This is a genomic window from Streptomyces saintjeani (assembly GCF_055409605.1).
In genome coordinates this window covers 3,410,135-3,436,129 of sequence record NZ_CP189624.1, presented here as the reverse complement: position 1 = coordinate 3,436,129, position 25,995 = coordinate 3,410,135, and the positions used below count along the sequence as shown (strand labels likewise).

At 70.8% G+C, this 25,995-nt stretch carries 25 protein-coding genes; 9 read left to right on the top strand and 16 right to left on the bottom strand.

The genetic code is table 11. The features are described 5' to 3' along the window. Window positions 1–98 precede the first annotated feature (98 nt). Window positions 99–1,715, bottom strand: a complete 1,617-nt coding sequence (locus ACQCO7_RS15355; RefSeq protein WP_464072370.1) for a carboxyl transferase domain-containing protein — start codon at window positions 1,713–1,715, stop codon at window positions 99–101. 85 nt (window positions 1,716–1,800) lie between these two features. On the opposite strand from ACQCO7_RS15355, the gene ACQCO7_RS15350 reads away from it, so the two are divergent. From ACQCO7_RS15350 to tesB, 3 genes are all read left to right on the top strand, one after another. Next, window positions 1,801–2,400 (top strand): SACE_7040 family transcriptional regulator, encoded by a 600-nt coding sequence (locus ACQCO7_RS15350; protein WP_464072369.1) that lies wholly within the window; start codon window positions 1,801–1,803, stop codon window positions 2,398–2,400. Window positions 2,401–2,544: 144 nt separating this feature from the next. Beyond that, on the top strand, window positions 2,545–3,702 hold the full coding sequence (locus ACQCO7_RS15345; protein WP_464072368.1) for an acyl-CoA dehydrogenase family protein: 1,158 nt from the start codon (window positions 2,545–2,547) through the stop codon (window positions 3,700–3,702). 46 nt (window positions 3,703–3,748) lie between these two features. Next, entirely contained in the window at window positions 3,749–4,636 is an 888-nt protein-coding gene (tesB, locus tag ACQCO7_RS15340) for an acyl-CoA thioesterase II (RefSeq protein WP_464072367.1), read from the top strand. A gap of 10 nt (window positions 4,637–4,646) precedes the next feature. Here tesB and ACQCO7_RS15335 read toward each other — a convergent pair whose 3' ends face one another. Continuing rightward, a complete protein-coding gene (locus ACQCO7_RS15335) occupies window positions 4,647–5,435 on the bottom strand; it encodes a phosphatase (protein WP_409115905.1) in 789 nt (262 codons plus the stop codon). A 73-nt stretch (window positions 5,436–5,508) separates the two neighbouring features. Next, window positions 5,509–7,284: a PucR family transcriptional regulator gene (locus ACQCO7_RS15330; RefSeq protein ID WP_464072366.1), complete on the bottom strand. Its 1,776-nt coding sequence runs from the start codon at window positions 7,282–7,284 to the stop codon at window positions 5,509–5,511. A gap of 138 nt (window positions 7,285–7,422) precedes the next feature. Between ACQCO7_RS15330 and ACQCO7_RS15325 the strand changes: the two genes are divergently transcribed. The 4 genes from ACQCO7_RS15325 (at window position 7,423) to ACQCO7_RS15310 (ending at window position 12,766) form a co-directional block, all read left to right on the top strand. Beyond that, window positions 7,423–8,895, top strand: a complete 1,473-nt coding sequence (locus ACQCO7_RS15325; protein ID WP_464072365.1) for a sodium:solute symporter family protein — start codon at window positions 7,423–7,425, stop codon at window positions 8,893–8,895. 49 nt (window positions 8,896–8,944) lie between these two features. Further along, complete coding sequence (speB, locus tag ACQCO7_RS15320; protein ID WP_464072364.1) at window positions 8,945–9,916, top strand: agmatinase; 972 nt, start codon at window positions 8,945–8,947, stop codon at window positions 9,914–9,916. Continuing rightward, window positions 9,913–11,595: a thiamine pyrophosphate-binding protein gene (locus ACQCO7_RS15315; protein WP_464072363.1), complete on the top strand. Its 1,683-nt coding sequence runs from the start codon at window positions 9,913–9,915 to the stop codon at window positions 11,593–11,595. The genes speB and ACQCO7_RS15315 overlap by 4 nt, the downstream gene beginning before the upstream one ends. A gap of 112 nt (window positions 11,596–11,707) precedes the next feature. Further along, window positions 11,708–12,766, top strand: a complete 1,059-nt coding sequence (locus ACQCO7_RS15310; protein WP_464072362.1) for a methyltransferase — start codon at window positions 11,708–11,710, stop codon at window positions 12,764–12,766. Between the two features lies 1 nt (window position 12,767). Here the strand turns inward: ACQCO7_RS15310 and ACQCO7_RS15305 are convergent, their stop codons facing one another. Next, complete coding sequence (locus ACQCO7_RS15305; RefSeq protein WP_464072361.1) at window positions 12,768–13,154, bottom strand: VOC family protein; 387 nt, start codon at window positions 13,152–13,154, stop codon at window positions 12,768–12,770. A gap of 10 nt (window positions 13,155–13,164) precedes the next feature. After that, window positions 13,165–13,779 carry a DUF7691 family protein gene (locus tag ACQCO7_RS15300; RefSeq protein WP_464072360.1) on the bottom strand — a complete coding sequence of 205 codons (615 nt, stop codon included), beginning with the start codon at window positions 13,777–13,779 and terminating at the stop codon, window positions 13,165–13,167. Between the two features lie 152 nt (window positions 13,780–13,931). On the opposite strand from ACQCO7_RS15300, the gene ACQCO7_RS15295 reads away from it, so the two are divergent. Beyond that, window positions 13,932–14,132 (top strand): hypothetical protein, encoded by a 201-nt coding sequence (locus tag ACQCO7_RS15295; RefSeq protein ID WP_464072359.1) that lies wholly within the window; start codon window positions 13,932–13,934, stop codon window positions 14,130–14,132. A gap of 64 nt (window positions 14,133–14,196) precedes the next feature. Here the strand turns inward: ACQCO7_RS15295 and ACQCO7_RS15290 are convergent, their stop codons facing one another. From ACQCO7_RS15290 to ACQCO7_RS15245, 10 genes are all read right to left on the bottom strand, one after another. Further along, window positions 14,197–15,003 (bottom strand): endonuclease I family protein, encoded by an 807-nt coding sequence (locus ACQCO7_RS15290; protein WP_464072358.1) that lies wholly within the window; start codon window positions 15,001–15,003, stop codon window positions 14,197–14,199. Between the two features lie 124 nt (window positions 15,004–15,127). After that, window positions 15,128–16,117: a thiopeptide-type bacteriocin biosynthesis protein gene (locus ACQCO7_RS15285; protein ID WP_464072357.1), complete on the bottom strand. Its 990-nt coding sequence runs from the start codon at window positions 16,115–16,117 to the stop codon at window positions 15,128–15,130. Next, window positions 16,099–17,307 (bottom strand): lanthionine synthetase C family protein, encoded by a 1,209-nt coding sequence (locus ACQCO7_RS15280; protein WP_464072356.1) that lies wholly within the window; start codon window positions 17,305–17,307, stop codon window positions 16,099–16,101. Before ACQCO7_RS15280 ends, ACQCO7_RS15285 begins: the two co-directional genes overlap by 19 nt. Further along, window positions 17,304–20,354, bottom strand: a complete 3,051-nt coding sequence (locus ACQCO7_RS15275; protein ID WP_464072355.1) for a lantibiotic dehydratase — start codon at window positions 20,352–20,354, stop codon at window positions 17,304–17,306. The genes ACQCO7_RS15280 and ACQCO7_RS15275 overlap by 4 nt, the downstream gene beginning before the upstream one ends. A gap of 81 nt (window positions 20,355–20,435) precedes the next feature. Next, entirely contained in the window at window positions 20,436–20,639 is a 204-nt protein-coding gene (locus ACQCO7_RS15270; RefSeq protein ID WP_464072354.1) for an FxLD family lanthipeptide, read from the bottom strand. 52 nt (window positions 20,640–20,691) lie between these two features. Beyond that, window positions 20,692–21,930 carry a methyltransferase, FxLD system gene (fxlM, locus tag ACQCO7_RS15265; protein ID WP_464072353.1) on the bottom strand — a complete coding sequence of 413 codons (1,239 nt, stop codon included), beginning with the start codon at window positions 21,928–21,930 and terminating at the stop codon, window positions 20,692–20,694. A 253-nt stretch (window positions 21,931–22,183) separates the two neighbouring features. After that, window positions 22,184–22,813 carry a hypothetical protein gene (locus ACQCO7_RS15260; RefSeq protein WP_464072352.1) on the bottom strand — a complete coding sequence of 210 codons (630 nt, stop codon included), beginning with the start codon at window positions 22,811–22,813 and terminating at the stop codon, window positions 22,184–22,186. 41 nt (window positions 22,814–22,854) lie between these two features. Beyond that, window positions 22,855–22,986: a hypothetical protein gene (locus ACQCO7_RS15255; protein WP_464072351.1), complete on the bottom strand. Its 132-nt coding sequence runs from the start codon at window positions 22,984–22,986 to the stop codon at window positions 22,855–22,857. Beyond that, complete coding sequence (locus ACQCO7_RS15250; protein WP_464072350.1) at window positions 22,983–23,441, bottom strand: DUF6415 family natural product biosynthesis protein; 459 nt, start codon at window positions 23,439–23,441, stop codon at window positions 22,983–22,985. Before ACQCO7_RS15250 ends, ACQCO7_RS15255 begins: the two co-directional genes overlap by 4 nt. Window positions 23,442–23,516: 75 nt before the next feature. Then, a complete protein-coding gene (locus ACQCO7_RS15245; RefSeq protein ID WP_464072349.1) occupies window positions 23,517–23,756 on the bottom strand; it encodes a hypothetical protein in 240 nt (79 codons plus the stop codon). Between the two features lie 368 nt (window positions 23,757–24,124). Between ACQCO7_RS15245 and ACQCO7_RS15240 the strand changes: the two genes are divergently transcribed. Further along, window positions 24,125–25,306 (top strand): helix-turn-helix domain-containing protein, encoded by a 1,182-nt coding sequence (locus ACQCO7_RS15240; protein WP_464072348.1) that lies wholly within the window; start codon window positions 24,125–24,127, stop codon window positions 25,304–25,306. Here ACQCO7_RS15240 and ACQCO7_RS15235 read toward each other — a convergent pair. Further along, the gene (locus tag ACQCO7_RS15235) at window positions 25,287–25,949 is read right to left on the bottom strand and encodes an HAD family hydrolase (RefSeq protein WP_464072347.1); all 663 of its coding nucleotides are present in this window, start codon (window positions 25,947–25,949) and stop codon (window positions 25,287–25,289) included. The two genes, ACQCO7_RS15240 and ACQCO7_RS15235, sit on opposite strands and share 20 nt — an antisense overlap. Between the last annotated feature and the right edge of the window lie 46 nt (window positions 25,950–25,995).

Here is a 25,995-nt window from a genome sequence, read left to right as displayed (position 1 = left end):
TTTTCCACCAGATCACCGCAACCATTAATTGAGGAACCACGACGGCGAGCAACCACCTCCGCGAGAGCGGCGGCGGTTTAGCCGCAGGGGGGCGCGCCTCACATCCGGAAGACGCCGAACCGGGGGTCACCCAGTGGCGCGTTGGCGCAGGCGGTCAGGGCGAGTCCGAGGACCTGGCGGGTCTCCAGGGGGTCGATCACACCGTCGTCCCACAGGCGCGCCGTCGCGTAGTAGGCGCTGCCCTGCTGGTCGTACTGCGCGCGGATCGGCGCCTTGAAGGCGTCCTCGTCGGTGGTCGGCCACTGTTCGCCGCGCGCCTCCAGCTGGTCGCGCTTGACGGTCGCCAGGACCGAGGCGGCCTGTTCGCCGCCCATGACGGAGATCTTCGCGCCGGGCCACATCCACAGGAAGCGGGGGGAGTAGGCCCGGCCGCACATCGAGTAGTTGCCCGCGCCGTACGAGCCGCCGATCACGACCGTCAGCTTCGGTACGCGCGTGCACGCGACGGCCGTGACCATCTTCGCGCCGTGCTTCGCGATGCCGCCCGCCTCGTAGTCCTTGCCGACCATGAAGCCCGAGATGTTCTGGAGGAACAGCAGCGGGATGCCGCGCTGGTCGCACAGCTCGATGAAGTGGGCGCCCTTCTGGGCCGACTCGGAGAACAGGATGCCGTTGTTGGCGACGATGCCGACGGGGTGGCCGTGGATGTGCGCGAAGCCGGTGACCAGGGTCTGGCCGAACTCCGCCTTGAACTCCGCGAACCGCGAGCCGTCCGCGATGCGCGCGATGACCTCGCGGACGTCGTACGGGGTGCGCGGGTCGACCGGTACCGCGCCGTACAGGCCGTACGGGTCGACCTTCGGCTCCGCCGCCTGCCGCACCTCCCAGGGGAGCGTCCCGCGCGCGGGGAGGGTGGCGACGATGTTCCTGACGATGCGCAGCGCGTGCGCGTCGTCCTGCGCGAGGTGGTCCGTCACGCCCGACACGCGCGCGTGGACCTCGCCGCCGCCCAGCTCCTCCGCCGTGACGACCTCGCCCGTGGCCGCCTTCACCAGCGGGGGGCCGCCGAGGAAGATCGTGCCCTGGTCGCGGACGATCACCGCTTCGTCGCTCATCGCGGGGACGTACGCGCCGCCCGCCGTGCACGAGCCCATGACGGCGGCGATCTGCGGGATGCCCGCGCCGGACATGCGGGCCTGGTTGTAGAAGATGCGGCCGAAGTGGTCGCGGTCCGGGAAGACCTCGTCCTGCATCGGGAGGAAGGCGCCGCCCGAGTCCACCAGGTACACGCAGGGGAGGCGGTTGTCGAGGGCGACCTCCTGCGCGCGCAGGTGCTTCTTCACGGTCATCGGGTAGTACGTCCCGCCCTTGACCGTGGCGTCGTTCGCGACGATCACGCACTCGCGCCCGCTCACACGGCCGATGCCCGCGATGACGCCGGCCGCCGGGGCCTGGCCGTCGTACATCCCCTCGGCCGCGAGCGGGGCCAGCTCCAGGAACGGGGAACCGGGGTCCAGGAGGGTGTCCACGCGGTCGCGCGGGAGGAGCTTGCCGCGCGCGGTGTGCCGGGCGCGGGCCTTCTCGCCGCCGCCGAGGCGGGCCGCCGCGAGCTTGCCGCGCAGCTCCTCGACGAGGGCCTGGTGCGCCGCCTCGTTCGCCCGCCACGCCTGCGACGCGGGGTCTGCCGCGCTGGTCAGCACGGGTTCCTGCGCCATGTCGCGCTCCCCTCCGAAGTTAATGAGCGTTAACCCATGTCGTCCATGTTAACGACCGCTAACAAGCCTGTCTAGAATTGATTCCATGGGCACCCGAACCGACGCTCCCACCCGGCGCGACCAGATCCTCCGAGAGGCCGCGCGGCTCTTCGCCGAGCGCGGGTTCCACGGCGTCGGCGTCGACGAGATAGGCGCGGCCGTCGGCATCAGCGGACCCGGGCTCTACCGGCACTTCGCCGGCAAGGACGCGATGCTCGCGGAACTCCTCGTCGGCATCAGCGGCCAGCTCCTCACGGGCGCGCGCCGCCGCCTCCAGGAATCCGCCGCCGAGCCTCCCGCGCGCGTGCTGGACTCCCTCGTCGAGGGCCACATCGACTTCGCCCTCGACGACCGGCCCCTCATCACCCTCCACGACCGCGAGCTCGACCGCCTGCGCGACAGCGACCGCAAGCTCGTCCGCCAGCTCCAGCGGCAGTACGTCGAGCTGTGGGTGGGGGTCGTGCGCGAGGTGTACCCGGGCCTGCCCGAACCCGCCGCGCGGTCCGCCGTCCACTCGGTCTTCGGCCTCCTGAACTCGACGCCGCACCTCGGGCGCGCGGGGTCGCTGCCGGGGCGGGGGGACACGGCGCGGCTGCTGCACCGGATGGCCCGGGGGGCGTTCGGGGCGGCGGCGGAGGGGGAGTGACGTCACGCGCGCGCGTAGGGGTGGAGATGCACGCGTGCGCGCGCCGGTTCCCCCGAAGTGACCTGCATCTCTGGACGCTGCTCGCTACCCACCGGTATCTTGGGGTATGAGCAAGCGCTTAGACATGTAGCGGGAGGTGGCGGCGTGCGCCGTACGGTGTTCAACGAGGATCACGAGGCGTTCCGGGAGACCCTTCGGGCGTTCATCGAGGCCGAGGTCGTGCCGGTGTACGACGAGTGGTTCGCCGCCGGCCAGGCGCCGCGCGAGTTCTACCACAAGCTGGCCGAGCTGGGCGTGTTCGGGATCCAGGTCGCCGAGGAGTACGGCGGCGCGGGCATCGACTCGTACAAGTTCGAGGCGATCATCTACGAGGAGACCGCGCGCGCGGGCGTGACGTTCGGCGGCTCCGGCGTGCACACGCTGCTGGGCCTGCCGTACGTGAAGCTGCTCGCCACCGACGAGCAGAAGAAGCGCTACCTCCCGAAGTTCGTCTCCGGCGAGGAGATGTGGGCCATCGCGATGACCGAGCCGGGCACCGGCTCCGACCTCGCGGGCATGAAGACCACCGCCAAGCTCAGCGAGGACGGCACGCACTACGTCCTCAACGGCGCCAAGACCTTCATCACCGGCGGCGTCCACGCCGACCGCATGATCGTCTGCGCCCGCACCTCCCCGCAGAGCGCCGAGGACCGCCGCCACGGCATCTCGCTCTTCGTCGTCGACACGAAGGCCGAGGGCTACTCCGTCGGCCGCAAGCTCGACAAGCTCGGCCTGAAGACCTCCGACACCGCCGAGCTGGCGTTCGTCGACGTCAAGATTCCCGTCGAGGACCTCCTCGGCGAGGAGAACAAGGGCTTCTACTACCTCGGCCACAACCTCGCCTCCGAGCGCTGGGGCATCGCCTACGGCGCGTACGCGCAGGCGAAGGCCGCGATCCGGTTCGCCACGCAGTACGTCAAGGACCGCGTCGTCTTCGGCCAGCCGGTCGCCGCGTTCCAGAACACCAAGTTCGAACTCGCCGCCTGCCAGGCCGAGGTGGACGCCGCCGAGGCCGTCGTCGACCGCGCCACCGAGGCGCTCGACGCGGGCGAGCTGACCCCCGCCGAGGCCGCCTCCGCGAAGCTCTTCACCACCGAGGTCGCGCACCGCGTCATCGACCGCTGTCTCCAGCTGCACGGCGGCTACGGCTTCATGAACGAGTACCCGATCGCCCGCCTGTACGCGGACAACCGCGTCAACCGCATCTACGGCGGCACCAGCGAGATCATGAAGTCGATCATCGCGAAGAACATGGGCCTGTAAGCAGCGGGAAAGGCCCCGGCAACGACACGTCACGAAACTAGGGGCCATGACCGAGGCACTTCACGATCTCCTCGATCTGCTCGACCTCGAACAGATCGAGGAGAACATCTTCCGCGGCCAGTCCCGCTCCGCCGTCGTCCCCCGGGTCTTCGGCGGGCAGGTCGCGGCCCAGGCGCTGGTCGCGGCGGGGCGCACGGTCCCGCCGGACCGGCTCGCGCACTCCCTGCACGCCTACTTCCTGCGCCCCGGCGACCCCGGCGCGCCGATCGTCTACACGGTCGAGCGCCTGCGCGACGGCCGCTCCTTCACGACCCGCCGCGCGGTCGCCGTCCAGCACGGCCGGCCGATCTTCGCGCTGTCGGCGTCCTTCCAGACGTACGAGGACGGCCTCGACCACCAGACCCCGATACCGCCCGCACCCGACCCGGAGTCCCTCCCGACCAGCCACGAACGGCTGCGCGGGTACGGCCACTTGGCGCCCGAGACCGTCGAGCGCTTCCTGGAGGCCCGCGAGGCGATCGACCTGCGGTACGTCGAGGAGCCCCCGTACGGCAAGTACGGCGAACCCCGCGAGCCGCACTCCCAGGTCTGGTTCCGCACGAACGGCAAGCTGGCCGACGACCCGCTGCTCCACGTAGTCCTCGCGACGTACGTCTCGGACATGACCCTCCTCGACTCGGTCCTGCTCGCGCACGGGCGCGGGGGCTGGGCGGTCGGGGACGTCGTCGGGGCCTCCCTGGACCACGCGATGTGGTTCCACCGGCCGTTCCGGGCCGACGAATGGCTCCTGTACGACCAGGAGTCGCCGTCGGCGCACGGCGGGCGGGGGCTCGGGCAGGCGCGGATCTACACGCAGGACGGGCAACTGGCGATCTCGGTGATCCAGGAGGGTGTGGTCCGGGTCCCCCGCGAGAGTCAGCCGGGTACGTCCTGAGAGCTACGGGTCATCTCAGCCCCGCTTCCGCCAGCAGGTACGCCACCATCGGGTCGTAGTACCTGGGGCTGACGACGTGATCGTCCAGCGGCACCGCCACCTGCACCGTCCCCTCCGACTCCGCGAGGAACAGGGCGGGGTCGTTGCAGTCGGCGTACCCCAGGGAGTCGATGCCGTGCTGGCCGGCGTACCCGGCCCAGCCGTGGTCGGCGACGACGAGGTCCGGCAGGTCGCGGGCGGTGCGTTCGAGGGCCGTGAGGATCTGCCGCATCGGCTCGCCGGAGTGCGTGTGCCAGAGGGTCGCGCCGTGTTCGAGGACCGCGACGTCGGCGAACTGCATGACGTACCCCTCCTCCGTCTGGAGGCCGTCCGGGATCACCACGATGTCGCAGCCCGCGGTGTGCAGGGCGGCGGCGACCGTGCGGTGCACGTCCAGCAGCCCGCCGGGGTGCCCCGTCGCGAACAGCACCCGCTGGTGCCCGTCCGCCGCCTTGCGCAGCCGCGCCGCCATCCGGTCCAGCGCGTCGACCGTCAGCTCCGGGTCGATCGTGTCCTGCCCGTACCGGTACTCCGGATCGTCGTTCACCCCGACCCGCTCCGCCATCACCGCGAGCACGTCCTGCTCGTCCGCCCATCGGTCGCCCAGTTCGAGGCCGAGCCAGAAGTTCCGCACCCCGTTGGCGAGTTGACGGTAGTGAGAGAGGTTGTTCTCGCGCGGTGTGGCCACCTGGCCCGCGATGCGGGTCTTCACCAGGTGGTCGACGAGCTCGCTGCGGGTGGGGATCCGGGGTATCGGCATACCCCCATTCTGGTCCAGACGCCTGTGCGCGTCAGCGCGGTTGCGGCCGCTGGGACGTGGGTCACGTCGGCGATCATGCCTCGCCGCCCGGCCGTTCCCGCAGCGCGAACCACAACTCCATCCGTACGTCCGGATCGTCCAGGTCCGTACCCAGCAACCCCGCACAGCGCGCGATGCGTTGGCGGACGGTGTTGCGGTGCACGCCGAGCGCCACCGCCGTACGGTCCCAACTCCCGTGCAGGGACAGCCAGGTGCGCAGCGTCTCGGTCAGCGCCGGGTTCTCGGCGACCGGCGCGAGCAGCACCCGCGCGTGCGCCTCGGCGTCCTGGGGGGAGACCAGCGTGGTGAGCGCGGTGCGTGCGGTGTGCTGGACGAGGGGGACGCGGGTGGCCAGGGCCCGGGCGAGCGCTCGCGCGGCCTGCGCGTCGGCCGCCGGCCAGTCGGCGGGGGTGACGGGGGCACTCATACCCAGGGACCAGCCGGGTTGGGGGTGCGGGGTGGGGTACGGGTCCTGGTCGGCGGGGAGGAGGAGGCGGACCAGGTCGGGGGTGAGGTCTACGAGGGGGGTACCGAGGGATGAGGCGAGGGTGAGGGCGGGGTGGGGGTCGAGGCGAGTGAGGGGTGGGGTGGGGTACGGGTGGGGGTGGCTCTCGTGGGGGACGAGGAGGGGGACGGGGACGGCCGAGCGGTGGTCGGGGGTGGGGGAGGGGCGGCTCGTCCGGCGGGCGTGGACGACGATCCAGCGTTCGGCGCCGAGGAGGGGGGCGACCTCTGCCGGGGGCGCGCCCAGGAGGAGGCGTACGAGGGAGGTCGTGCGGGTCGTCTCCGGGGCGCTCTGGCGCTCGTCGGTGAGGAGGGTGAGGAGGACGGCGGCGACCGAGGTGATGGTGTGGTCGGCGGGGGTGCGGTGGGGGGAGGCCACGGCGAGGGCGAAGGGGCGGCGGGGGGTGGTGTTCGGGGTGCGAGGGGGCGTCGTCGTACCCGTGGTGCTTACGGCGCTCCCGCCTGCGAGACCCGTAGCTCCCGTAGTACCCAAGGAGTACGCCGCGAGGTGTACCCCTGTGGCGGGATCCGTGTCGGTGGCCGTCGTCGAGGCGCGGGTCGTGACGAGGTGGGCCAGCGCGGCGAGCGAGGCGTCCACGCCTGCTTCGGAAGCTGAGCCCGTCCCGGAGGGCGCGCCTGTCCCGGAAGCCGCGCCCGCCCTGGAAGCCGTGCCCGCCCGGGGAGCCCCGCCCACCGTCCCCGCCGCCGCGACCTCCACCCCCTCCGGCCCGAACAGCACCGCCCGCCCACCGGTCCGCTGGGCCAGCTGCCGCAGCACCGCCGGGACCGGGTCCGGCCGGGACGCCGCCGCCGCGAGGCTCTGCTGGGCCTCCGTCACCCGGCGTAGCTCCGAGGTACGAGCCCGCTCCATCAACTGCCACACCGCCCGGGCGACCGCCGCGAACGTCGTCTCCTCGGGTACCTCGATCAGCGGCAACCCGTACGACTCGCAGGCGGCGACCAGGGCGCGGGGAACGGTGTCGTGGACGGGGGCGACCCCGAACCCGAGAGCCACGCCGCCCGCGGCGATCACCCTGGAGACGTAGTCGTCGAAGTACGTCCCCGAACCGGTGGCCTCCGGGATGTGCACGCCCGCCGTGAGGAGCAGCTCCCCTCCCAGGAGGTACGGGTAGGGGTCGGCCATCTCGGAGGTGAGGGCGCCGTACAGGACGGTGGCCGGGTCCGAGGGCCCGGCGATCTGCCGCAGGGCGAGGTCCTCGCGGGCGAGGAGGGCGGAGAGGGGGACGGGCGGGGTGGGAGGGACGGCGGGCGGAGGCGGCGATGGGGCCGACGGTTCGCCATACATGTGCGTTTCCTCCATCCCGGACCGCGAGGGTGTGGGAAACGTACACTTCGCAGTCGCTTTCCGGCCACCTAATGTCGGAGTCCGTCACCCGCACGGCGACAACGAGCGCCTCCGCGCGCAGCCACAGTGAGGGATTCCATGGCCGTCGACTACACCGTGATCGTCGTCTACCTGGCCGGGATGCTGGCCATGGGCTGGTGGGGCATGCGCCGCGCCCGCTCGAAGAGCGAGTTCCTGGTGGCGGGCCGCCGGCTCGGTCCCGCGATGTACTCCGGGACGATGGCCGCGATCGTCCTCGGCGGCGCGTCCACCATCGGCGGGGTAGGTCTCGGGTATCAGTACGGCCTCTCCGGCGCCTGGATGGTCTTCACCATCGGCCTCGGCCTGCTCGCCCTGAGCGTCTTCTTCTCCGCGCGGATCGCCCGCCTCAGGGTGTACACCGTCTCCGAGATGCTCGACCTCAGGTACGGGGGTGGCAGGGCCGGGGTGATCTCCGGGGTGGTCATGTGGGCCTACACCCTGATGCTGGCGGTGACCTCGACCATCGCGTACGCCACGATCTTCGACGTCCTCCTCGACATGAACCGCACCCTCGCGATCGTCCTCGGCGGCTCGATCGTCGTCGCCTACTCCACCCTCGGCGGGATGTGGTCGATCACCCTGACCGACATGGTGCAGTTCGTCGTCAAGACCATCGGCGTCCTGCTCCTGCTGCTGCCGATCGCGGTCGTCAAGGCGGGCGGATTCGGCGCCATGCGCGACGAGTTGCCGACCTCGTACTTCGACCCGCTGGGCATCGGCGGCGAGACGATCTTCACCTACGTCCTGATCTACACGTTCGGCATGCTCATCGGCCAGGACATCTGGCAGCGCGTGTTCACGGCCCGCAGCGACCGCACCGCCAAGTGGGGCGGCACGGTGGCGGGTTCGTACTGCCTCGCGTACGCCCTGGCGGGCGCCGTCATCGGTACGGCGGCCAAAGTCCTGTACCCGAACCTGAGTTCGGCGGACGATGCCTTCGCGACGATCGTGAAGGACGAACTCCCCGTCGGTGTCAGAGGGTTGGTGCTGGCGGCGGCCCTCGCGGCGGTCATGTCGACGTCGTCCGGCGCGCTCATCGCCTGCGCGACGGTGGCGAACAACGACATCTGGGCGCGGCTGCGGGGCAAGGTGGCCGGTGCCGAGAACGGTGGCGACGAGGTCCGGGACAACCGGCGGTTCATCCTGGTCATGGGCATCGCGGTGATCGGCACGGCCGTCGCGTTGAACAACGTCGTCGAGGCGCTCACCGTCGCCTACAACCTCCTCGTCGGCGGCCTCCTCGTCCCCATCCTCGGCGGCCTGCTGTGGAAGCGGGGCACGGTGCACGGCGCGCTCGCCTCGGTCGTGGTCGGCGGCGGCTCGGTCATCGGGCTGATGGCGGCGTACGGCATCCTCGCCAACGAGCCCGTGTACTACGGCCTTTCGGCCTCCCTCGTGGCCTACGTAGCCGTCTCGCTGGCGACCCCGCCGACCGACGCGGCCGTCCTCGCCGCCTGGCGCGAGCGACTCGCCGGGCACGCACCCGAACTGACGGAACATCAGCTCCGTACGGCGACGACCTCGTCGTAGGAGACAGCGCAGAAAACGCCAACAGGCGCGAGAAAGAAGGCAGTTGAGCATGGCTGAGTACGAGACGCCCCGTGGCCCCGTCGACTCCTCCCGGATCCCCCGCTACGCCGGACCCGCGACGTTCGCGCGGCTGCCGAGGATCGACGAGGTCGGCGGGAAGGCCGATGTCGCCGTCGTGGGGGTGCCGTTCGACTCCGGCGTCTCGTACCGGCCGGGGGCGCGGTTCGGCGGGAACGCGATCCGGGAGGCATCGCGGCTGCTGCGGCCGTACAATCCCGCGCAGGACGCCTCGCCGTTCGCGCTCGCGCAGGTCGCGGACGCCGGGGACATCGCCGTGAACCCGTTCGACATCAACGAGGCCGTCGAGACGGTCGAGGCCGCCGCCGACCAACTCCTGTACGGCGGCGCCCGGTTGATGACCCTCGGCGGCGACCACACCATCGCGCTGCCCCTGCTGCGGGCGGTCGCCAAGCAGCACGGGCCGGTCGCCCTGCTGCACTTCGACGCCCATCTCGACACCTGGGACACGTACTTCGGGGCCGAGTACACGCACGGTACCCCGTTCCGGCGCGCGGTCGAGGAGGGCATCCTCGACACCTCGGCGCTCTCGCACGTCGGCACCCGCGGCCCCCTCTACGGCAAGCAGGACCTCACCGACGACGAGAAGATGGGCTTCGGGATCGTCACCTCCGCCGACGTCATGCGGCGCGGCGTCGACGAGGTCGCCGACCAGCTCAGGCAGCGGGTCGGGAACCGGCCGCTGTACATCTCGATCGACATCGACTGCCTCGACCCCGCGTACGCCCCTGGTACGGGTACCCCCGAGGCCGGAGGTATGACGTCCCGCGAGCTGCTGGAGATTCTGCGCGGCCTGTCCGGGTGCAACCTCGTTTCCGCCGATGTGGTAGAGGTTGCTCCGGCCTACGACCACGCCGAGATCACCTCCGTCGCCGCCTCCCACACGGCGTACGAGCTGGTCACCCTCATGTCCCGCCAGATTGCCGAGGCCCGCGCACAGTGACTCACGACCATGACCTCGTCCTTTGTCCGACGGCGGCCCAGACCGAGGCCGCGCTGAACCCGCCCGCCGGGCGGATCGGCGGGGACCTGGTCGTGGAAACCCTGTACAGCCTGGGAGCTACGACCGTCTTCGGACTGCCCGGCCAGCACGCGCTCGGCATGTTCGACGCGCTGCGCCGCTCCCCTCTCAGGTATGTCGGTCTCAGGGTGGAGAACAACGCGGGCTTCGCGGCCGACGCGTACGGCCGGGTCACGGGTGAGGCGGCGCCGCTGCTGCTGTCCACCGGGCCCGGCGCGCTGACCTCGCTCGCCGCGCTCCAGGAGGCGGCTGCCGCCTCGGCGCCGGTGCTGGCCATCTGTAGCCAGGTCCCGACCGCTGGACTGGGCGGCGGACGCCACGGCCACCTCCACGAACTCCCGGACCAGGCAGCCTCGTTCAGGGGCGTTGTGAAGTCCGTCCACACCGTCCGTACGCAGTCGCAGATCCCCTCGGCGATCGCGGACGCGTGGCGGTCGGCGCTGTCCGCGCCGCACGGGCCGGTGTGGGTGGAGATCCCGCAGGACGTGCTCCTCGCGCCGACCGCGATCCCCGTCGTGACCGGCGTCGACGCGACCCCCGAGGAGCCGGCACCCCGGCCCGAACTCACCGCCGTAGCCGCCGACCTGCTCTCCCGTGCCGAGCGCCCGGTGATCGTCGCGGGCGGCGGGGTGGTCCGCGCCGACGCCTCCGGCAAGCTGCGGAAACTGGCCGAGCGGCTCTCCGCGCCCGTCGTGACGACGTACGGCGGGAAGGGGGCGTTCCCCTGGAAGCACCCGCTGTCGTTGCAGTCGTGGATGGAGGACCGGCACACCACCGAACTCCTCGAAGACGCCGACGTGTTGCTCGTCCTCGGCTCCGGGCTCGGTGAACTCTCGTCCAACTACCACACGTTCAGGCCGCGCGGCCGGGTGATCCAGGTCGAGGCGGATCTCGGCAAGCTGGAGTCCAACCATCCCGCGCTCGGCATCCACGCGGACGCGCGGCTCGCGGTGCAGGCGCTGCTGGAGACGGTGGCCGACCGGGTCGACGAGCAAGCACCGGTGCGGGTGCGGGAGTTGCTGGCGAAGGTGGAGGAACGGCTCGCCGGTCAGCAACTCGATCTGGAGCGAGGGGTGTTGGCGGCCGTGCGGCGTGCGCTGCCCAAGGGGGCCGCGTCGTTCTGGGACATGACCATCCTGGGGTACTGGGCGTGGGCCGGGTTCGACGCCGGGGCGCCCAACCTCATGCATTCCGCCCAGGGCGCCGGGGGGTTGGGGTACGCGTTCCCCGCGGCGCTGGGGGCTGCCGCCGCCGATCCGACGCGGCCCGTCCTCGCGGTGTCCGGGGACGGGGGCGCGCTGTACTCCATCGCCGAGCTGGCCACGGCCCGGCAGTACGGGTCCGACGTGACCTGGCTCGTCGTCGACGACGGGGGGTACGGGATTCTGCGGGAGTACATGACCGACGCGTTCGGCGAGGCCACCGGGACCGAGCTGGTCCGGCCCGACTTCGTGGCGCTGGCCGAGTCGTTCGGGGTGCCCGGGGTGCTGACCTCGGTGGAGACGCTGGCCGAGGATCTGGCCAAGTCCCTTGCGGAGCCCGGGCCTTCGGTGGTGGTGCTGCCGGCGGTGCTGCGGATGTTCGCGCCGACGCATCTGTAGCAGAGGTATTCCCGAGGGAGGTTGGCTCTTTCGGGTGTTCCGTTCTGCCGGTGCGACATGTCACTCTAGGTGAACAGAGGGTTACTTTTGGCTTCGTGGTGAGGAGAACGGCATGGCGCAGGGCGAGGCCGGTGCGGCGGGTGTTCCGGAGACGGAGAGCGAACGCCTGCGGCGTTCCGGCGCGTTCCTCGTCGACGAGGCGCTCGGCTTCCTCCAACCCGCGGCCCTGCGCGCGGCGGCCGAGACCGGCGTCGCCGACCACCTCGCCGACGGCCCCCGCACCCCGGCCCAACTCGCCGTCGCCACCGGCGCGGACGAGCGCGGGCTCTACCGCGTGCTACGGCTCCTCGCGACCCGCGGCGTCGTCGAGGAGGACGCGCGCGGCGCGTTCACGCTCACCGAGGCCGGGCAGGCGCTGCGCGGCGACGTGCCGGGTTCCGTGCGGAGCGCCGTACTCATGATCACCGACCAGAGCATGTGGCAGCCCGCCGGGGAGCTGTCCCGCTGCCTCACCGGTCAAGTCACCGCGTTCGACGCGATGTTCGGGATGCCGTTCTTCGACTACTTCGCACAGGACGAGCGTACGGCCGCCGTCTTCCACGTCGGGATGGCCGCGATGTCCGATCCCGAGAACGCGGTCATCGCCGCGGCGTACGACTTCCCGGCGAGCGGTACGGTCGTCGACGTCGGCGGGGGCCACGGCGGCCTCCTCCAGGAGACGTTGCGCCAGAACCCCGGCCTGGAGGGCGTGTTGTACGACCGCGCCCACGTCCTCGCGGGCCACCGCCTGGCCGGCGACAAGACCGTCGCCGACCGCTGGACCCTGGCGGACGGCGACTTCTTCACGTCCGTACCCCCTGGCGACGTCATCATGATGAAACGCATCACCCACGACTGGGACGACGACCGCTGCGTAACCCTCCTGCGCCACTGCCGGAACTCCCTCCACCCCGGCGGCCGGGTCCTCGTCCTGGACGCCGTCGTCCCGCCCGGCAACGCACCCCACCAGTCCAAGACCCTCGACATCATGATGATGGCGTCCCTGGGCGGCCGGGAGCGCACGGCGTCGGACTTCGCGGCGCTGTTCGAGGCGGCGGGGCTGCGGCTGAGCCGGGTGATTCCGACGGAGTCGGTGCTGTCGGTGGTGGAGGCGGTGGCCGTGGAGGGGTGACTCAGCCGCCGTGGTGCCGGACCAGGCACAGGGGATGGCCCGCCGGGTCCGCGAAGACTCGCCAACTGTGGTTCGGGGAGCCTGCGTCGAGGAGCTTGGCTCCCAGGGCGAGGACTTGGGCCTGGGCCTCGTCCAAGTCCCGGACGCCGAAGTCCAGATGGAACTGCTGGGGGCGGGTCGGGTCCGGCCAGGCCGGGGGGCGGTGGTCCGGGACCTGCTGGAAGCAGAGGACCAGGCCCGAGGGGGTGTGGAGGGTGGACCAGGACTCGTGCAGGGACCAGCGGGGGTCCGGGTGGTCGATCGTGCCGCCCAGCAACTCGTGGTAGAAGGCGGCCAGTTCGGCGGGGGCTGGGCAGTCCAGGACCACGCACTGGAGGTCGGCGATCATGGTGGGGAGTCTAGGGTCGGTCGAACCAGAAGAAGAGGGTGTCCGCCGGTGAGTTGGGGCGCCAGTCGTTCAACTCGAAGCGGAACGCCTCCGTGAAGCGGCGGACCGTGTCCTGGCAGTCGGGGTGGACGCGGTCCAGGACGGCGGTGTACGCGGTCGCCGCCTCGGCGGCACGCTGGATCGAGAGGGTGCCGATGCGGGGGTGGACGTCGCCCGGGTGGGGGAGGGGGAGCGGCGGGCCGCAGAAGAGGAACGTCTCCGGGAGGAGCACGGTCGGGATGCCGTTGCGGGCCAGGTCGTTGGAGACCGTCTGGAACCAGGACATCCGGCGCCAGCTGCCCAGGTCCGTGGTGTACGAGAAGCAGGACGTCACGACCTCGTGGAAGGCGTGGGCGTACGCGGGGGACACGGTCCTCGACGGGGCGCCGTCGATCAGTTCCTCCAGCGCCCGGATCACCGGTACGTCGTAGTGCACCCCCTGGCTCTCAAGTCTGACGTCCAGCGCCTTGCAGTGCTCCCGCACCCTGCCGAGGTGCTCCTCCTGCGCGGGCGTCCGCTCCACCGTCGTCAGTAGCCGGACCACCTGCCGCATGTCCCCCGTACTCATCTCCAGGGCGTAGCTCACCGTCGTCCTTCCCCTCCCGCTCGACCGCTCGTCCCATGATCGGCCGCGCGGCTGCTGAAGGCCAACTCCCTTACAGGAAAAGGGAGTCGGGGTTTTCCCGGCGGGCTTGTGTACGCTTGCCGATCATTGTGTCCGAGCTGTGGGGAGGGGTCTTGGCCGAGATACGCGGACTGCCGGCGGCGCTGCTGGCGCTTGCCGTCGCGCTCGGGGTGCTCGCGGCGCTGCTCGTGGGTGGCGCCGGGTCCGGCGGGGTGTACTACGGGGTACTTGTGGGTGGGGTACTGGCCGCCTCGGGTGCGGTCGGCGCGCTGGTCGCTCTCGCCGCTCGCCGCGAGGTCGACGGCCGCGGTTGACCTGGAAAGACGACGCGGACCCTGCCCCGGCCGGGAGAAGGGTCCGCGTTGCTGAAACCGGTTGCTACCAGATCGCCTCGACCCACTCCGGGTGGTCGATGAACGGGTTGCGGTTGTGCTGGTACGTGTCGTAGATGACCTGGTTGCGGCGCTCCTCGAAGGCGCTCGGCGGGTCCTGCTCGTTCCACGCCTTCAGCACGGAGAGCTTGCCGATGTACGGGTTGCTGCCGTTGTTGACCTTCTCGTTCGGCTCCAGGTCGGCGAAGCCGTCGCCGCCGTCGTACCGCACGGCCATGTAGAGGATCATGCGGGCGACGTCGCCCTTGTCCGCGGCGCGCGGCTCGAAGGAGTCCGAATCGACCTTGCTGCCACCGCCGCCCGTGACCGCGCTGCCGCCGTTGTCGAAGTCCAGGTTCCCGCGCGTGCTGTTGAGCTGGACGTCCGCCGGGCGCAGGTGGTGCAGGTCGGTGCCGGGCCCGGTCGCCTCGCCGAAGTCGCCGTGCGACTTGGCCCACACGTGCTCACGGTTCCAGTCGCCGACGTCCCCGCCGTTGAGCGACTTGCTGCGCGAGGCGCCGCTGTAGAGCAGGATCACGTTGGCGCTGTTGTTCGGGTCCTGGTCGGTCGCCTTGAGCGCGTCCCACACGGCGGAGTACGAGATCTTCGACTGGCTGCTGATGATCGTGTGCAGCGAGGACTTGAGGCTCGCACCCGTCTTGCCGACCGCGTTCTTGTAGTACGTCGAGTCGTACGCCGTGGTCGTGGCGGAGGCCGGGGTCGCCGTCACCGCGGGTACGGCGAGGCCCACCAGGACCGCTGCGGTCGTCAGCGCCACCGGCTTCCAGCGGCGGCGTATGCGTGTCGCCAGCATAAGGAGTGTCCTGTCTACGCGTGTTGAGTGGGGGGCAACACGGCGAGGGTGACATGGACATGAGGTCATGTAAATGAATGTGACATGTCTGTTCGGTGTCAAGAAACGGCAAATCGGTGGCGATCTACGCGAGTTGACCATCCAGGATCGCTGCCTTGGCTGCCGCGGCCAGCACGCTCTGCCCCCGCAGGGACAGTCCGAGCCGGTTCCAGTGGAAGAGCACGTGGTAGCTGAGCACCTGTCGCAGTCCGCGGTCGAGTGTGCCGTCCTGGACGGCTTGGTCGAGCGCCTGCCCTGTGCTGTGGAAGGCGGTGACCCACTCGGTGACGGGCTCCAACAGCCCTCCGGGGCGCAGCAGGACGTCGCTGTCGGCGAAGAGAAGGGGACGGATCTCCCGGGCTCGGGCTCTGAGCTGTTCCACTGGGACGTCGCTGACGGCCGAGCGGTGTTCGTCCGTGATGACGCGGTGCCAGACTTCGCCCTGCTCGTACCATTCCAGCCCGGCCGCGCGCATCATGATCGTGCACAGGAGGACGGACAGCTCTCGGGTTCCCACCGCAAGGTCGCCGCGATGGCGTAGCTGCTGGGCCTCCCTGCTGTCGGCGACGAAGAGGCGGTGTGCGGCCGTCATGCTCGTCCGCCCGCCGAACGCCGGGGTCTCCGGTTCGTAGATGCCGGGCCACCAGCGTTGGAGGTGTCCGTCGGAGACGAGGCGGTCCAGTTCGTCCCCTACGGAGAGCTTGGCGCCGGTGACGGGCTGGACGCGGAGGCGCAGGCGCCAGCAGGGGTGTTTCCGGGTGTACCACCAGCCGTCGATCGCACCGGTGGCCTCGGCCTCGCGCAGTACGGGCAGGACGTGCGTGATGAAGGTGGTGTCGGCGTTCGTCCAGTCGGCGAAGTGCAGGTAGGTCTGCCACCAGTCGTCGGCGACCATGTGGCGGACCAGCGCGCTCCGGCCCGCCTGGTCGTAGACGACGACCGCGTCGGAGAGGACCAGGGGGTCCAGCCGGTACTGGTGTGCCGCGTCGGCGATCGGCAGGCCGCCGAGGACGGCGAGGACGGCGAGGTGCGTCGGGTTCGACTCGGTCGCCCGGGTCAGTCGATCAAGAGACATGCGTCCCATCCGGTGACTGGTGTCTGCTGCGAGGTGAAGGTGGAGAGGGCGAGCGCCGTGCCGGCGTCGCCCGTGATCAGCCCGGGAGGGCCGCCGGTCCGGGCCTGTTCGGCGAGGGTGGAACCGAGGCGCTCCGGGAGGTCGTGGAGGCGCGGGTCGCGGGCGTCGGCGGCGGCGCGGACGCTGGTCTGGTAGATGCCTGCCCAGCCGTGGCACAGGCCGGAGTCGGTCATGTAGGCGAGCTGTCCGGGGTCGGTCAGGGCGCGGTAGAGGGCGTTCTCGTAGAACGCCTGGAGGTCGGGGGCGTGCAGGGCGAGCCCGGCGAGTTGTCCGGCCCGTGCGATGCCGGTGGTGCCGTAGCACCAGCTCGGCCGGGCGGGGGCGTGGTGGTGGGGCCGTCCGGCGTCGAGGTCGCGGCGTGAGAGATGCTCAGGCCACCAGGGGCCGGAGGGGCTCAACTGGCACCAGGCGTCGAGGTGTTCGCAGATGGTCCACATCGCCTCGCGGTGACCGGAGACGGTGATGTCACGGCGCAGGGCTTGCGCGAGGAGGAACAGCGGGCCGGTGATGCCGTGGGCGGCACCGAAGTTGGCGTGGCCGCCCGGGAAGTGGGGCGATTCGCCGCGGGCCGGGTCGTGGCGTACCCACCAGCCGGGCAGGAGGCGGCCGTTGGCGGCGAGCGGATGGGTCAGGGCGACGAGGTACGTCAGGACTCGTTCGAGGGCGAGCCCTTCGGGGTCGGTCCGCAGGAGGTAGGCGCCGATGCCGGTGAGGCCGTGGAGGAGGTCGTACTCGGCGAACGTGGGCAGGTCGCTCTTGCGGATGCGGGTGAGTGCGGCGTCCACCCGGCGGTGGGCCAGGTCGGTGATGTGCTGGTGCAGGGTCCGGCGTGCTGGGGCGTACAGGTGCTGGAAGGCCGGGGGGACGGTGGTGAGGACGAAGCCGAGGGCCGGGGCGCCGAGGAACAGGCCGGTGGTGTCGGCCGCGCTGACGTGTCCGGCGGCTGCGGCGGTGATCCATCGGTGGGCGGTGTGCCAGGAGCCGCCGTGACGGGCGGCGGTCTCGATGTGCAGCAGGCTGATTCCGGCGGCGCCGTCGGCGAGGGACTGCGCTGCCCACGGCTCGTCCGGGGAGGGAGGAGCGGGGTGTGCGAGGCGGGCGGTGTACTGCTCCAGTATCGCGGCGGTCATCGGGCGGCCATGCGGTGCCGGAGGGCTGCGGTCTGTACGAGCCGGATCGTCGTCTCTTCGGCGCGCGGGTCGACACCCAGAGCCCGGACGTGGTGCTGGTGCAGCAGCGAGCGGGCGGTGACGAGCGGGTCGAACTGGCCGGTCAGGGCGCTGCGGTAGGTGCTCGCGGCTGCGGCGCGGGCCCGCCACGCGTCGGTGACCCCAGGGCCGCCGGGGAGGGCCGCGAGCGCGGAGGCGCCACTGGGCAGGGCCAGTTCGAGCGCCTGACCGCGCAGGGCTCGGTCCAGCGGGCCCGTGCTCCGGGGAAGGTTGTGCACCAGCCACTCCTCGGCCGCCGCAATGGTCGGCGCCAGGGAAGTCACGAGGTGCAGGGCGCTGGCGGCGGCGAGGGCCTGCGGGGCGACGGCGTCGGTGCGCTCGGTGAGCCGGATCTGTGCGAGGGCAGCGGCGGAGTCCGCGGCGAACACCCGGTGCGCCGCGTCCATGGCGGCCCCGCTGCCGAAGCGCCCGGTCTGCGGCTGGTAGGGAACCAGGACGAGCCCGGACGCCAGACCCATCCCGTGCAGGTCGTCCGCCCAGGTACGGAGGTGCTGGGCGGCGGCCCCGTACGCGTCTCTCGGCAGGTGCAGCGTGAGGTCGAGGTGCTGGTCGGCGTCCGGGCGGGCCATCTCCCGGTGCCGGGTGAACCACCAGAGCGGCGGGGCTTCGCCGAAGGCGGCGAGCAGGCGGGGGAGGTGGCGGCTCAGGATCTCGTCGTAACGGCGCGGGTGGGCGTGGAGCTGCGCGTGGAGGACATCGCCGGTGCCCGGGGGGACCTGTGATGTGGTGGGGCGGAACCGGGGCACATCGGTGGCGCCGGGCTGGGAGAGGCCAAGGGAGAGCCAGATCTCGTGCGCTCGCCCGATCCAGCCGTGGGCGTCTGCGTCCGGGACCTCGCGCAGTTCCGCGCGCCGGGCGTTGTCGAGGTGCGCGCGCAGCACCCGGAGGTGGACCGGGTGGGACAGGCCGAGGGGAAGGCGCTGGTCGTACTCGACGACGGCGACCCGCATCGGGACGCGCAACCTCTCCCGCCAGGCGGTGAAAGCGCGCTCCCACTCCTTTGCCGGGGCCTTGCGGCCGGGCAGCTCGTCGGCCGCGAGCAGCCATCGGGCCTGGAGGAGGACGGTACGGCGGTAGCGCACCCGGGGAAGGAACGGGAGCCGGGAGCCGACGCCGAAATCCATGGGCTTGTAGGCGGCGTGGCGGGCGGTGGCCACCTCGGCGAGGAAACGCGCCAGCGGCGGTGTCTGAGTTCCGCCTTCCAGGGCGTGCAGGACCCGCACGTCGATGTGCCGGCCGGTGGAGAGCTGCACGAGGTGAAAGCTGCGGGGGGCCGCGGTGACGGCGATGTCGGCGAGCGGGATCACCGTCTCGTCCGCCTCCTGGTGGCCGGACAGTTCGATGACGTACGGCAGCAGCCGTGGAGTGCGGGCGACGTTCTCGTTGCGGTGACGGCGTGGCGGGAATATGAGCTGCGCGCTGAGGACGTCCGGCGTTCCGCGGTAGGTGGCGGTGAGCGCGTCCTGCTGCTCAGAGGGCAGGACGTGGGCGAACCGGCCGCCCATGCTGCTGCCGGGCCGGGGTACGGCTGTGAGCAGGACGTCGAAGGTGCCGTCGGACAGTGCCCTGGTGCTGGGGGAGTGGACTTCGAAGGCGGCTTCCACCCGGGGCACGAACAGCCGCTCGTCGTCGCCGGCGGCCCTCTCCAGGGCGTCGATCATGTCGTCCGTCAGCCGGAGTTCGTCGTGGCCGTCGAGGAGGACCTGTTGCACCAGGGCGAGCAGCAGCTCGTCGCGGTCGGTGCGCAGTTTCGGTGCCGGGCCGCGTTCCGAGCCGACGTATCCAGCGGGCAGGCCCAGGCCGCTGTCCGCGACCAGGTCCATCACCGGCACCAGAACGCCGATCCCGTACCGGGCCCGGAACCGGCGGTGGTAGTCGCGCCAGTGCTGATAGCCGTAGGGCTGAGGGGTGATCCGGTAAAGCGCTGATACAGCTGCCCGCACTTCCGAGATCACGGCGTGCGGGAGCTGAGTCTCGCAGTCGAGGGCGGTGTCGACGAGCAGCGGCGTCGGGGTGACAGCGGTGAGGGCGCGCATCCGAGCCATGAGGGCGGTCAGGCTCGTGTCGGAGAGCGCCGGCTGATGGGCGGACACATCGTCCCGCAGCGCGTACAGCGAGCGGACCAGGTCCCGTACCTCGGGGACGCTGTCCGCCTGTAGCCGCTCCAGTTCGCGGCACAGGTGTTGGAAGGCGTCCACCGTGGTCATCGGAGCCCACAGGCTGGTGATCAGGAATCGCTGCCCGATCAAGTCGGTGAGCACCGTGTCGACTTGATGCGCGGAGGCGTTCGGGAAGTGCTCGCGGAGGTGGTCGTGGAGGTCTCCGTACACGATGGGGGTGCGGGCCGCGTCCATGGCGGCGGCCACCGACCGCGTGTTACGGACGGATGTCTCAACCGGCGCCAGGAGGACGGAGTGGCCGTCGGAGGGCGGGCCCGGCGCCACGACCCGGTCGCCGCGTACGCGGGCGGCGTTGTTCGCGACGAGCGGCAGCCGCTCCCGTAACGCGGGGGTGCGCTGGAGCCGGAGGGCGAGGTCGGTGACCCATTCGGCGTCCGGCCGGATCATCACGCGGTGCTTGTCGCGCCACCGCGAACTCGCCATGGGCCCGACGGAGACCGGCGCGGTACCGGCGAACAGGCCGAGCGGGGTCGGGCGGTGCTGCCATCGCAGGAGGTAGGAGGCCGTCGACAGTGCGGTACGGCGGACATGGCGGGGTTCAGCCTGCCGTCCTTGTACAACGGCCTCGATGGCGTGGGACAGGGCGGGGGTGGCCAGTTCCAGCGCGCTGCGGAAGTCCTCGCGCTGCTGGACGCGGTCCAGCCAGCCGCGGGTCACGGCCACGTCGTCCAGGTCGAGGGTGTGGGGGATGTCTGCCGGCCCGGGGCTGGTGGTGGCGCGCAGCATCGCAACGCCCTGCCACCGGTAGTCGGCTGCTCGGGAAGCCATGGGAACCCTTCTGTGAGAAGGCGGCACGGAGACAGGGGCCGGTGGGCCGGGCGAAGCGCTTCGCCCGGCCCACCGGTGAGGTCACGCCGGGTCCTCCACGAACGAGGTGCAGGCGGAGGAGCCCGTCGCGCAGGTGCTGCCGCAGCCGTCGCCCGTGGAGCACATGAGCTTGCCGTGCGGGTGCTCGGCGATGACGACCCTCACGTCCAAGGGAGCGAAGTCGTCGTCGCCGTCGTCGGCCGGGTCCGCCAGCAGGGCGGGCGGGGCCAGGGTGGCGCTCGTCATGATGTGCTGCCTTCCTCTTGTTCGGATGGTGCGGGACTGCCTGGCCTCGGGGTCACGCCGACGGCCAGGAGAGCGAGATCCGGCTGTGCACCTTGTCGATCACCTGGTCGGCCTGGATCTGGTCGTCGGGGGTGCCGGCCGGATGGACCCGGACGACCGGGCCCGGGCCGCCGCGCCGGTTGGCTCCCCAGTCGCGGAGCACGTCGGCGATCTTGTCGGCGAGTTGCTTCGCGTGCGGGCCGAGGGCGTGCACGCCGTACTCGGCGTGCTGGGCGTCCTCGGTGCGGCGGGTGACGAGATAGGCGAAGGTGTCGTCCTCGACGGCGGCGAGGGCGAACCGCTTGTTCACGGGCGCGACCAGGCCCGTGTCCAGGTTCTCGTCGACGGCCATCGTGCAGAAGCCCGGAAGACCGATCGCCATCGCCATCTGGAGGGTGTCGAGGAGTTCCCGGAGGCCGACGGTGACGCCGGTCCACAGGTCGTGGCGCGGCATCGTGACGGCGTTGTCGAGGCGGTGCGGATCGGCCGGCAGCCCGTCGTCGAACTTCAGGCCGATCTCCGACGTGCCGTTGACCAGCAGCAACTCCTCCTGATGAGCAGTTGCCCCCTGCACGGGGACGAAGCCGCAGATCAGCGCCGACTCGCTCTCCAGGTGGTCACCGTGCTCGCCTGCCACCTGCGTGAAGGCGATCGAACGGGTCAGGCCGCGCATCCGCAGCGGCACTACGAGCCGGCCGCTCGGCTTGAGCTGCGAGATCCAGGCCGGAGGGATGTCCCAGGCCCCGACGGTCACCAGGATGACGTCGAACTCACCGAGGCCGGGGGTGATCGGCTCGGCCGCGTCCGCAGTGACGACCCGCACCGTGTCGTAGTTGTGCACGGCCAGCAGGCGCGCGGCGCGCTCGGTCACGGCGGGGTCGATGTCCACGGTGACGACATCGCCGTCCTCGCCGACGAGTTCGGCGAGGTAGGCCGCGTTCAGCCCGCCCGAACCGATCTCCAGCACACTCATGCCGGGCTTCACCTGGGCCTGCTCCAGCATCATGGCCTGGATCTGTGGGGCGGAGACGGAGCTGAGTTGAACGCCGTACTGGTCCACCTTCGTGACCACCGCCGCGTACGTGTCGTACGCCTTCTCCAGCGGGGCGTCGGGGGTGAACTCGTGGCGCGGGACCTTGCGCATCGTGGCTTCGATCTCAGGGGAGGAGATCGTGCCGTCCGCGCACAGTTGGTCCACCACCTGGTTCCGCAGGCGGGTCGCCTCGCCGAGTTCGGCGGTCGTGTTGGTCATGAAGTTCCTTCGGCCGGTTGGCTGTTGACTTGCGGACCGGCGCGGAGCCGCGCCGAGGGCTGTGGAGAAAAGCGGTAGCCCCGCGCTGCCAGGGCCTTACAGCATCGGACTACCGGACAGGAACTCGCGAGGTGTGACCCTGACCCTGCGGTCGCCGTGGGGATGCGTTTTCAGGTCGGCGTCCGCGCCAGCACCAGGGCGAGGACAGGAGCGGTCACGACCGCCACGTACACGAGCAGACCGATGACCGACTTCATGCCGGGGCCCGTGCCGTTCGGGCCTCGATCTCCAGGCGGGCGAGGTCGATCGGCTCGACGTCGTGGAGGGAGACGGCCTCGCGGGAGGCGTAGATCCAGCGCAGACGCCGCTCGTCCGCGTACGGCACCTCGACCAGATCGGACGGGTCACTGATCAGGTCGAGAGTGCCCGGATGGATGAGGGCCCCGGCGACGCCCCAGGACGGGGCCCAGCCCACGAGGGCTGCGGTCCAGCCCCGGCGCAGGTGGGGGCACTGCTCAACGGCCTGGAGGGCGCAGGTCTCGTGCACGGGCGGCACGATGACCCTCTCGCCCTCCCGGACGGGGGAGTCATCGCCACGGGCGACGAAGTCGAACAGGTGCCGTTCGTCCGCGCGGGTGCCGACGGTCGTGGTCCCGCACACCTGGCACAGCATGTGCGTCATCGCCTGCCGCTGGCGCAGCGGGTGCAGGCCCGCGAAGTCCGGCTCGCCGCGCCCCCGTGTCACCGACATCCGCACCCACAGGACACCGTTGCGCCGGTCCGAGGGGTGTTCGTCCGCGTAGCCGAGCCGCTCCTCGGACTCCTCGTTGACGTGCCGGACGAACCGGCTGGGCAGCGTCTGCTCATGGCTCCAGGGAGTCACCCAAGGCACCGGCATATCCCACCAGAGCAGTTGGGCGGGCGTCACAACGAACCCCCGGAGGCGATTCCCCAGACCAGGGCGACGACCAGGGTGACCAGTACGGAGAGGTATGCGACTCCGAGGAGTCGACGGCGCCGGGTCTCGTTGGGGCAGGCGTGGGTCGGCCTGGTCATCGTGCCTCCAGCACGGCCAACGCGGCGGTGAGCTTCTCGCGGTGGTGGGCGAGAGCGCTGACCGAGAGCGCGAGGTCACCGACTCGCTCCGACTCACCCCTCGAACCCGGGGCTTTCGGGCGGTCCATCCGCATACAGGCGGTCCTGACGGCGGCAAGCGCGGTCTCCGCCTCGGCGTCGCCAGGGTCCAAGCGCTCAGCCATCTCCTTGACCTCCGGCACCAACTGCGCGAGGCAGGCAGTGAACTGCTCGCCGAACTCGGCCACTTCGCCGTGCCGCAGCAGTGTGCTCTGCGTGCCGTACCACTCGGCAGCGGCGCAGGTCGAGGTGAGCGACGGCTGCGCGTCCGTCCTGCTCGCCTGTTTGGTGATCATGCCGTGCCGGTTCACTTCGTAGGCCGGCGTGATCGAGCCAGAGGGCCGAGGCGACCCTTGGGGGGCGATACCGTTCGCCATGTTGACGCTCCTTTGCAGCGTTGGCCGCGCCCCGGGGCCGCCGCGAACGGTCGCCGGGGTATTTGCGGCAGCGGCCTATTCGGGCTCGTGCGAGGCGACGCTGTCTCCGAGCGCCGCCTCCAGGGCGGCGGGGTCGGTGAGCCAGCCGTCCTCTCCGGGGCAGATCAACCAGTGCGCGCCGGGTCCGTCCGTACGGCGCTCCGCCGGGATCGCCATCACAGATCCCCGGCCCACGGGACGGGTGCCCTCGACGGACCAGTTCGCGGCGGTACCGACGGAGACGAAGAAGTAGAGAGTGTCTCCGCCGCTGTTCACGATCACAGCTCCGCAGCGACTGCCGAGGATGCGCATGGCGGTGAGGCCGAGCGTGTGGGGTACGCGGATGGCATCCCACGTATGCCCTGCGTCGTGCAGGGCGCACTCCTCAGCGGACAGTAACGGCGGCGTCGACACGAGTGGTTCCTTGGAGGCCTGGAATCTGACGTGTCTCAGCCTGGCCCTGCGGAACGGCACTTCCGAGGACTTAAGAGGGACTTTTCTGAGGCGTAAAGAGGACTTTTATTAACTCACAAGGGGGGTAGCTAGCCGTCAATAGGGCTTTGAGGGACACTCTCCGCAGGGCTCGATGCGGAGGTGGAGCAGTGGCACGGCCTTCAGGTAACACCCGTCTCAAGGCAGCCAGGATGGCGGCTGGGTTCAACTCCCAGCAGGCCTTTGCGGATGCCCTCCAGGTGGGGGTCCGTCAGGTCCGCCGATGGGAATCCGAATCACCGCCCTGGCCCCAACCCGAGGTGGCCCAGGCTCTCATCCGCCTGCTTGGGCAGGACCTGGAATCGCTCGGCTTCACCCCGCCTGGCGGCCTCCCCGCGAAGTCTCGTCGCCATATCAGCACGCTCGCCGAGACCCCAGGAGTCGGCCTGCCGTCCGTTCCCACTCAGGCTGTGGCCATGCAACCCGCGACTGTCGCCGCCGACTATGAGGCGATCACCCGGTCTCACCGCCGCCTGTACTGGTCCGTCGCCCCTGCCACTCTCCACCCCGCTGCCATCGCGCACGCCTGCCTCGGCTGTGCCCTGCTTCCCGAGACCGCTGGGCAGACCAAGCAACGCGTAGCGGCGGCGCTCGCGGAGACGTATCTCCTTGCGGGCAGGATCGAGTTTTTCGACATCCGCGACGCCGGCCGCTCCCAGCAGACTCTTCTCCGTGCGCTCCAGGCAGCAGGCGAGGCGGACGATCCTCTACTCGGTGCTGCGGTCCTTGCGCACACCGCGTTCGCTCCAGCCTGGGCGAGAGACCGGGAGGCGGCGATGGAAAGGATGGTGGCCGCACGCACCTATGCCCGCCGGGGTCCGGCGTCTGCCGAACTGCTCGCGTGGCTGGATGCGGTAGAGGCGGAGTGCGAAACGCGCTGCGGGAATGCGCGGACCGCGCTGCACCTGATCGGCCATGCCGAGGACGTGCTCGCTCACGGCTCCGAACACGCGACGCCTGAGTGGATGGACTGGTTCAGCCCGGTCCGTCTTGCCGCTTTCAAAGGCAACACCCAGCTCAAGGCCAACCACCTGCCCCAAGCAAGGGTCACTCTCCTCGGAGTCCTCGACTCCCTGGAGCCTGAGGAGAAGCAGATCACGGTCGTGCTCGGCGACCTCGCCGCTGTCGAGGCCGCGGCCGGCGACCCCGAGGCAGCATGCGCGTATGCGGTCCGCGCGCTCGACCAACTGGAGCGGACCTGGTACGCGATGGGCATGGATCGGATTCGGGAGGTGCGGCGGACTCTGGCGCCGCACCAGCACGAGCGGTGCGTGCGCGAGTTGGACGACCGGCTGTATGGGTGGTCGACGACGGTCAGTGCCCTCGCGCGTTGAACTCCCGCACCAGACCGGAGAGTTCGAGGAGACTTTCGATGCGGAATGTCGGGAGCTTCTCGGCTTCCTCGGTGTTCCATTGAATCGTCGCCCACGGGCCTCGGCGGATGAGGGCGGTGTGCATGCCTACGGCGACGGCCGGCCGGATGTCGTTGTCGACACGGTCGCCGACGTACAGCATCTCGTCCGCTTCGGCGGGGACAACTTCGGCGACGCGGTCGAAGAACGCCCGGTCGGGCTTGCTGGCGCCCCAGTCGTCCGAGGTGCCGATCAGGTCGACATCGGCACTGAACAGCTCGCGCAGGATGCCGCCCGCACGGACCGTCTGATTGCCGGCGATCCCAACCCACAGTCCGTCCGCGCGGAGAGCGGCGAAGGCGTCACGGACGTCGGGGTACAGGTCTGTCTCCCCGAAGTGTTCGGGCTTCCCGGCCTCAGCCCTGCGCTCGCGCTCGGTGTACAGGTCGAAGCCAGGCCGGAACTCCTGAAACACCTCTCTGTAGTCACGGCCTCGGGCGATGACGGCGCCGAACATGGAGTGGAAGGTATGACGTGGGATACCGAGCCAGTCGGCCCAAGTGCCGTACTCGGTGGTCTCGTCCACCAGGCACTCACCGACGTCGAAGATCACAGCGCGAATCATGGGTTTCATCATGCCTGGGTGCCCGGGCATGACAGAAGAGCCCCTT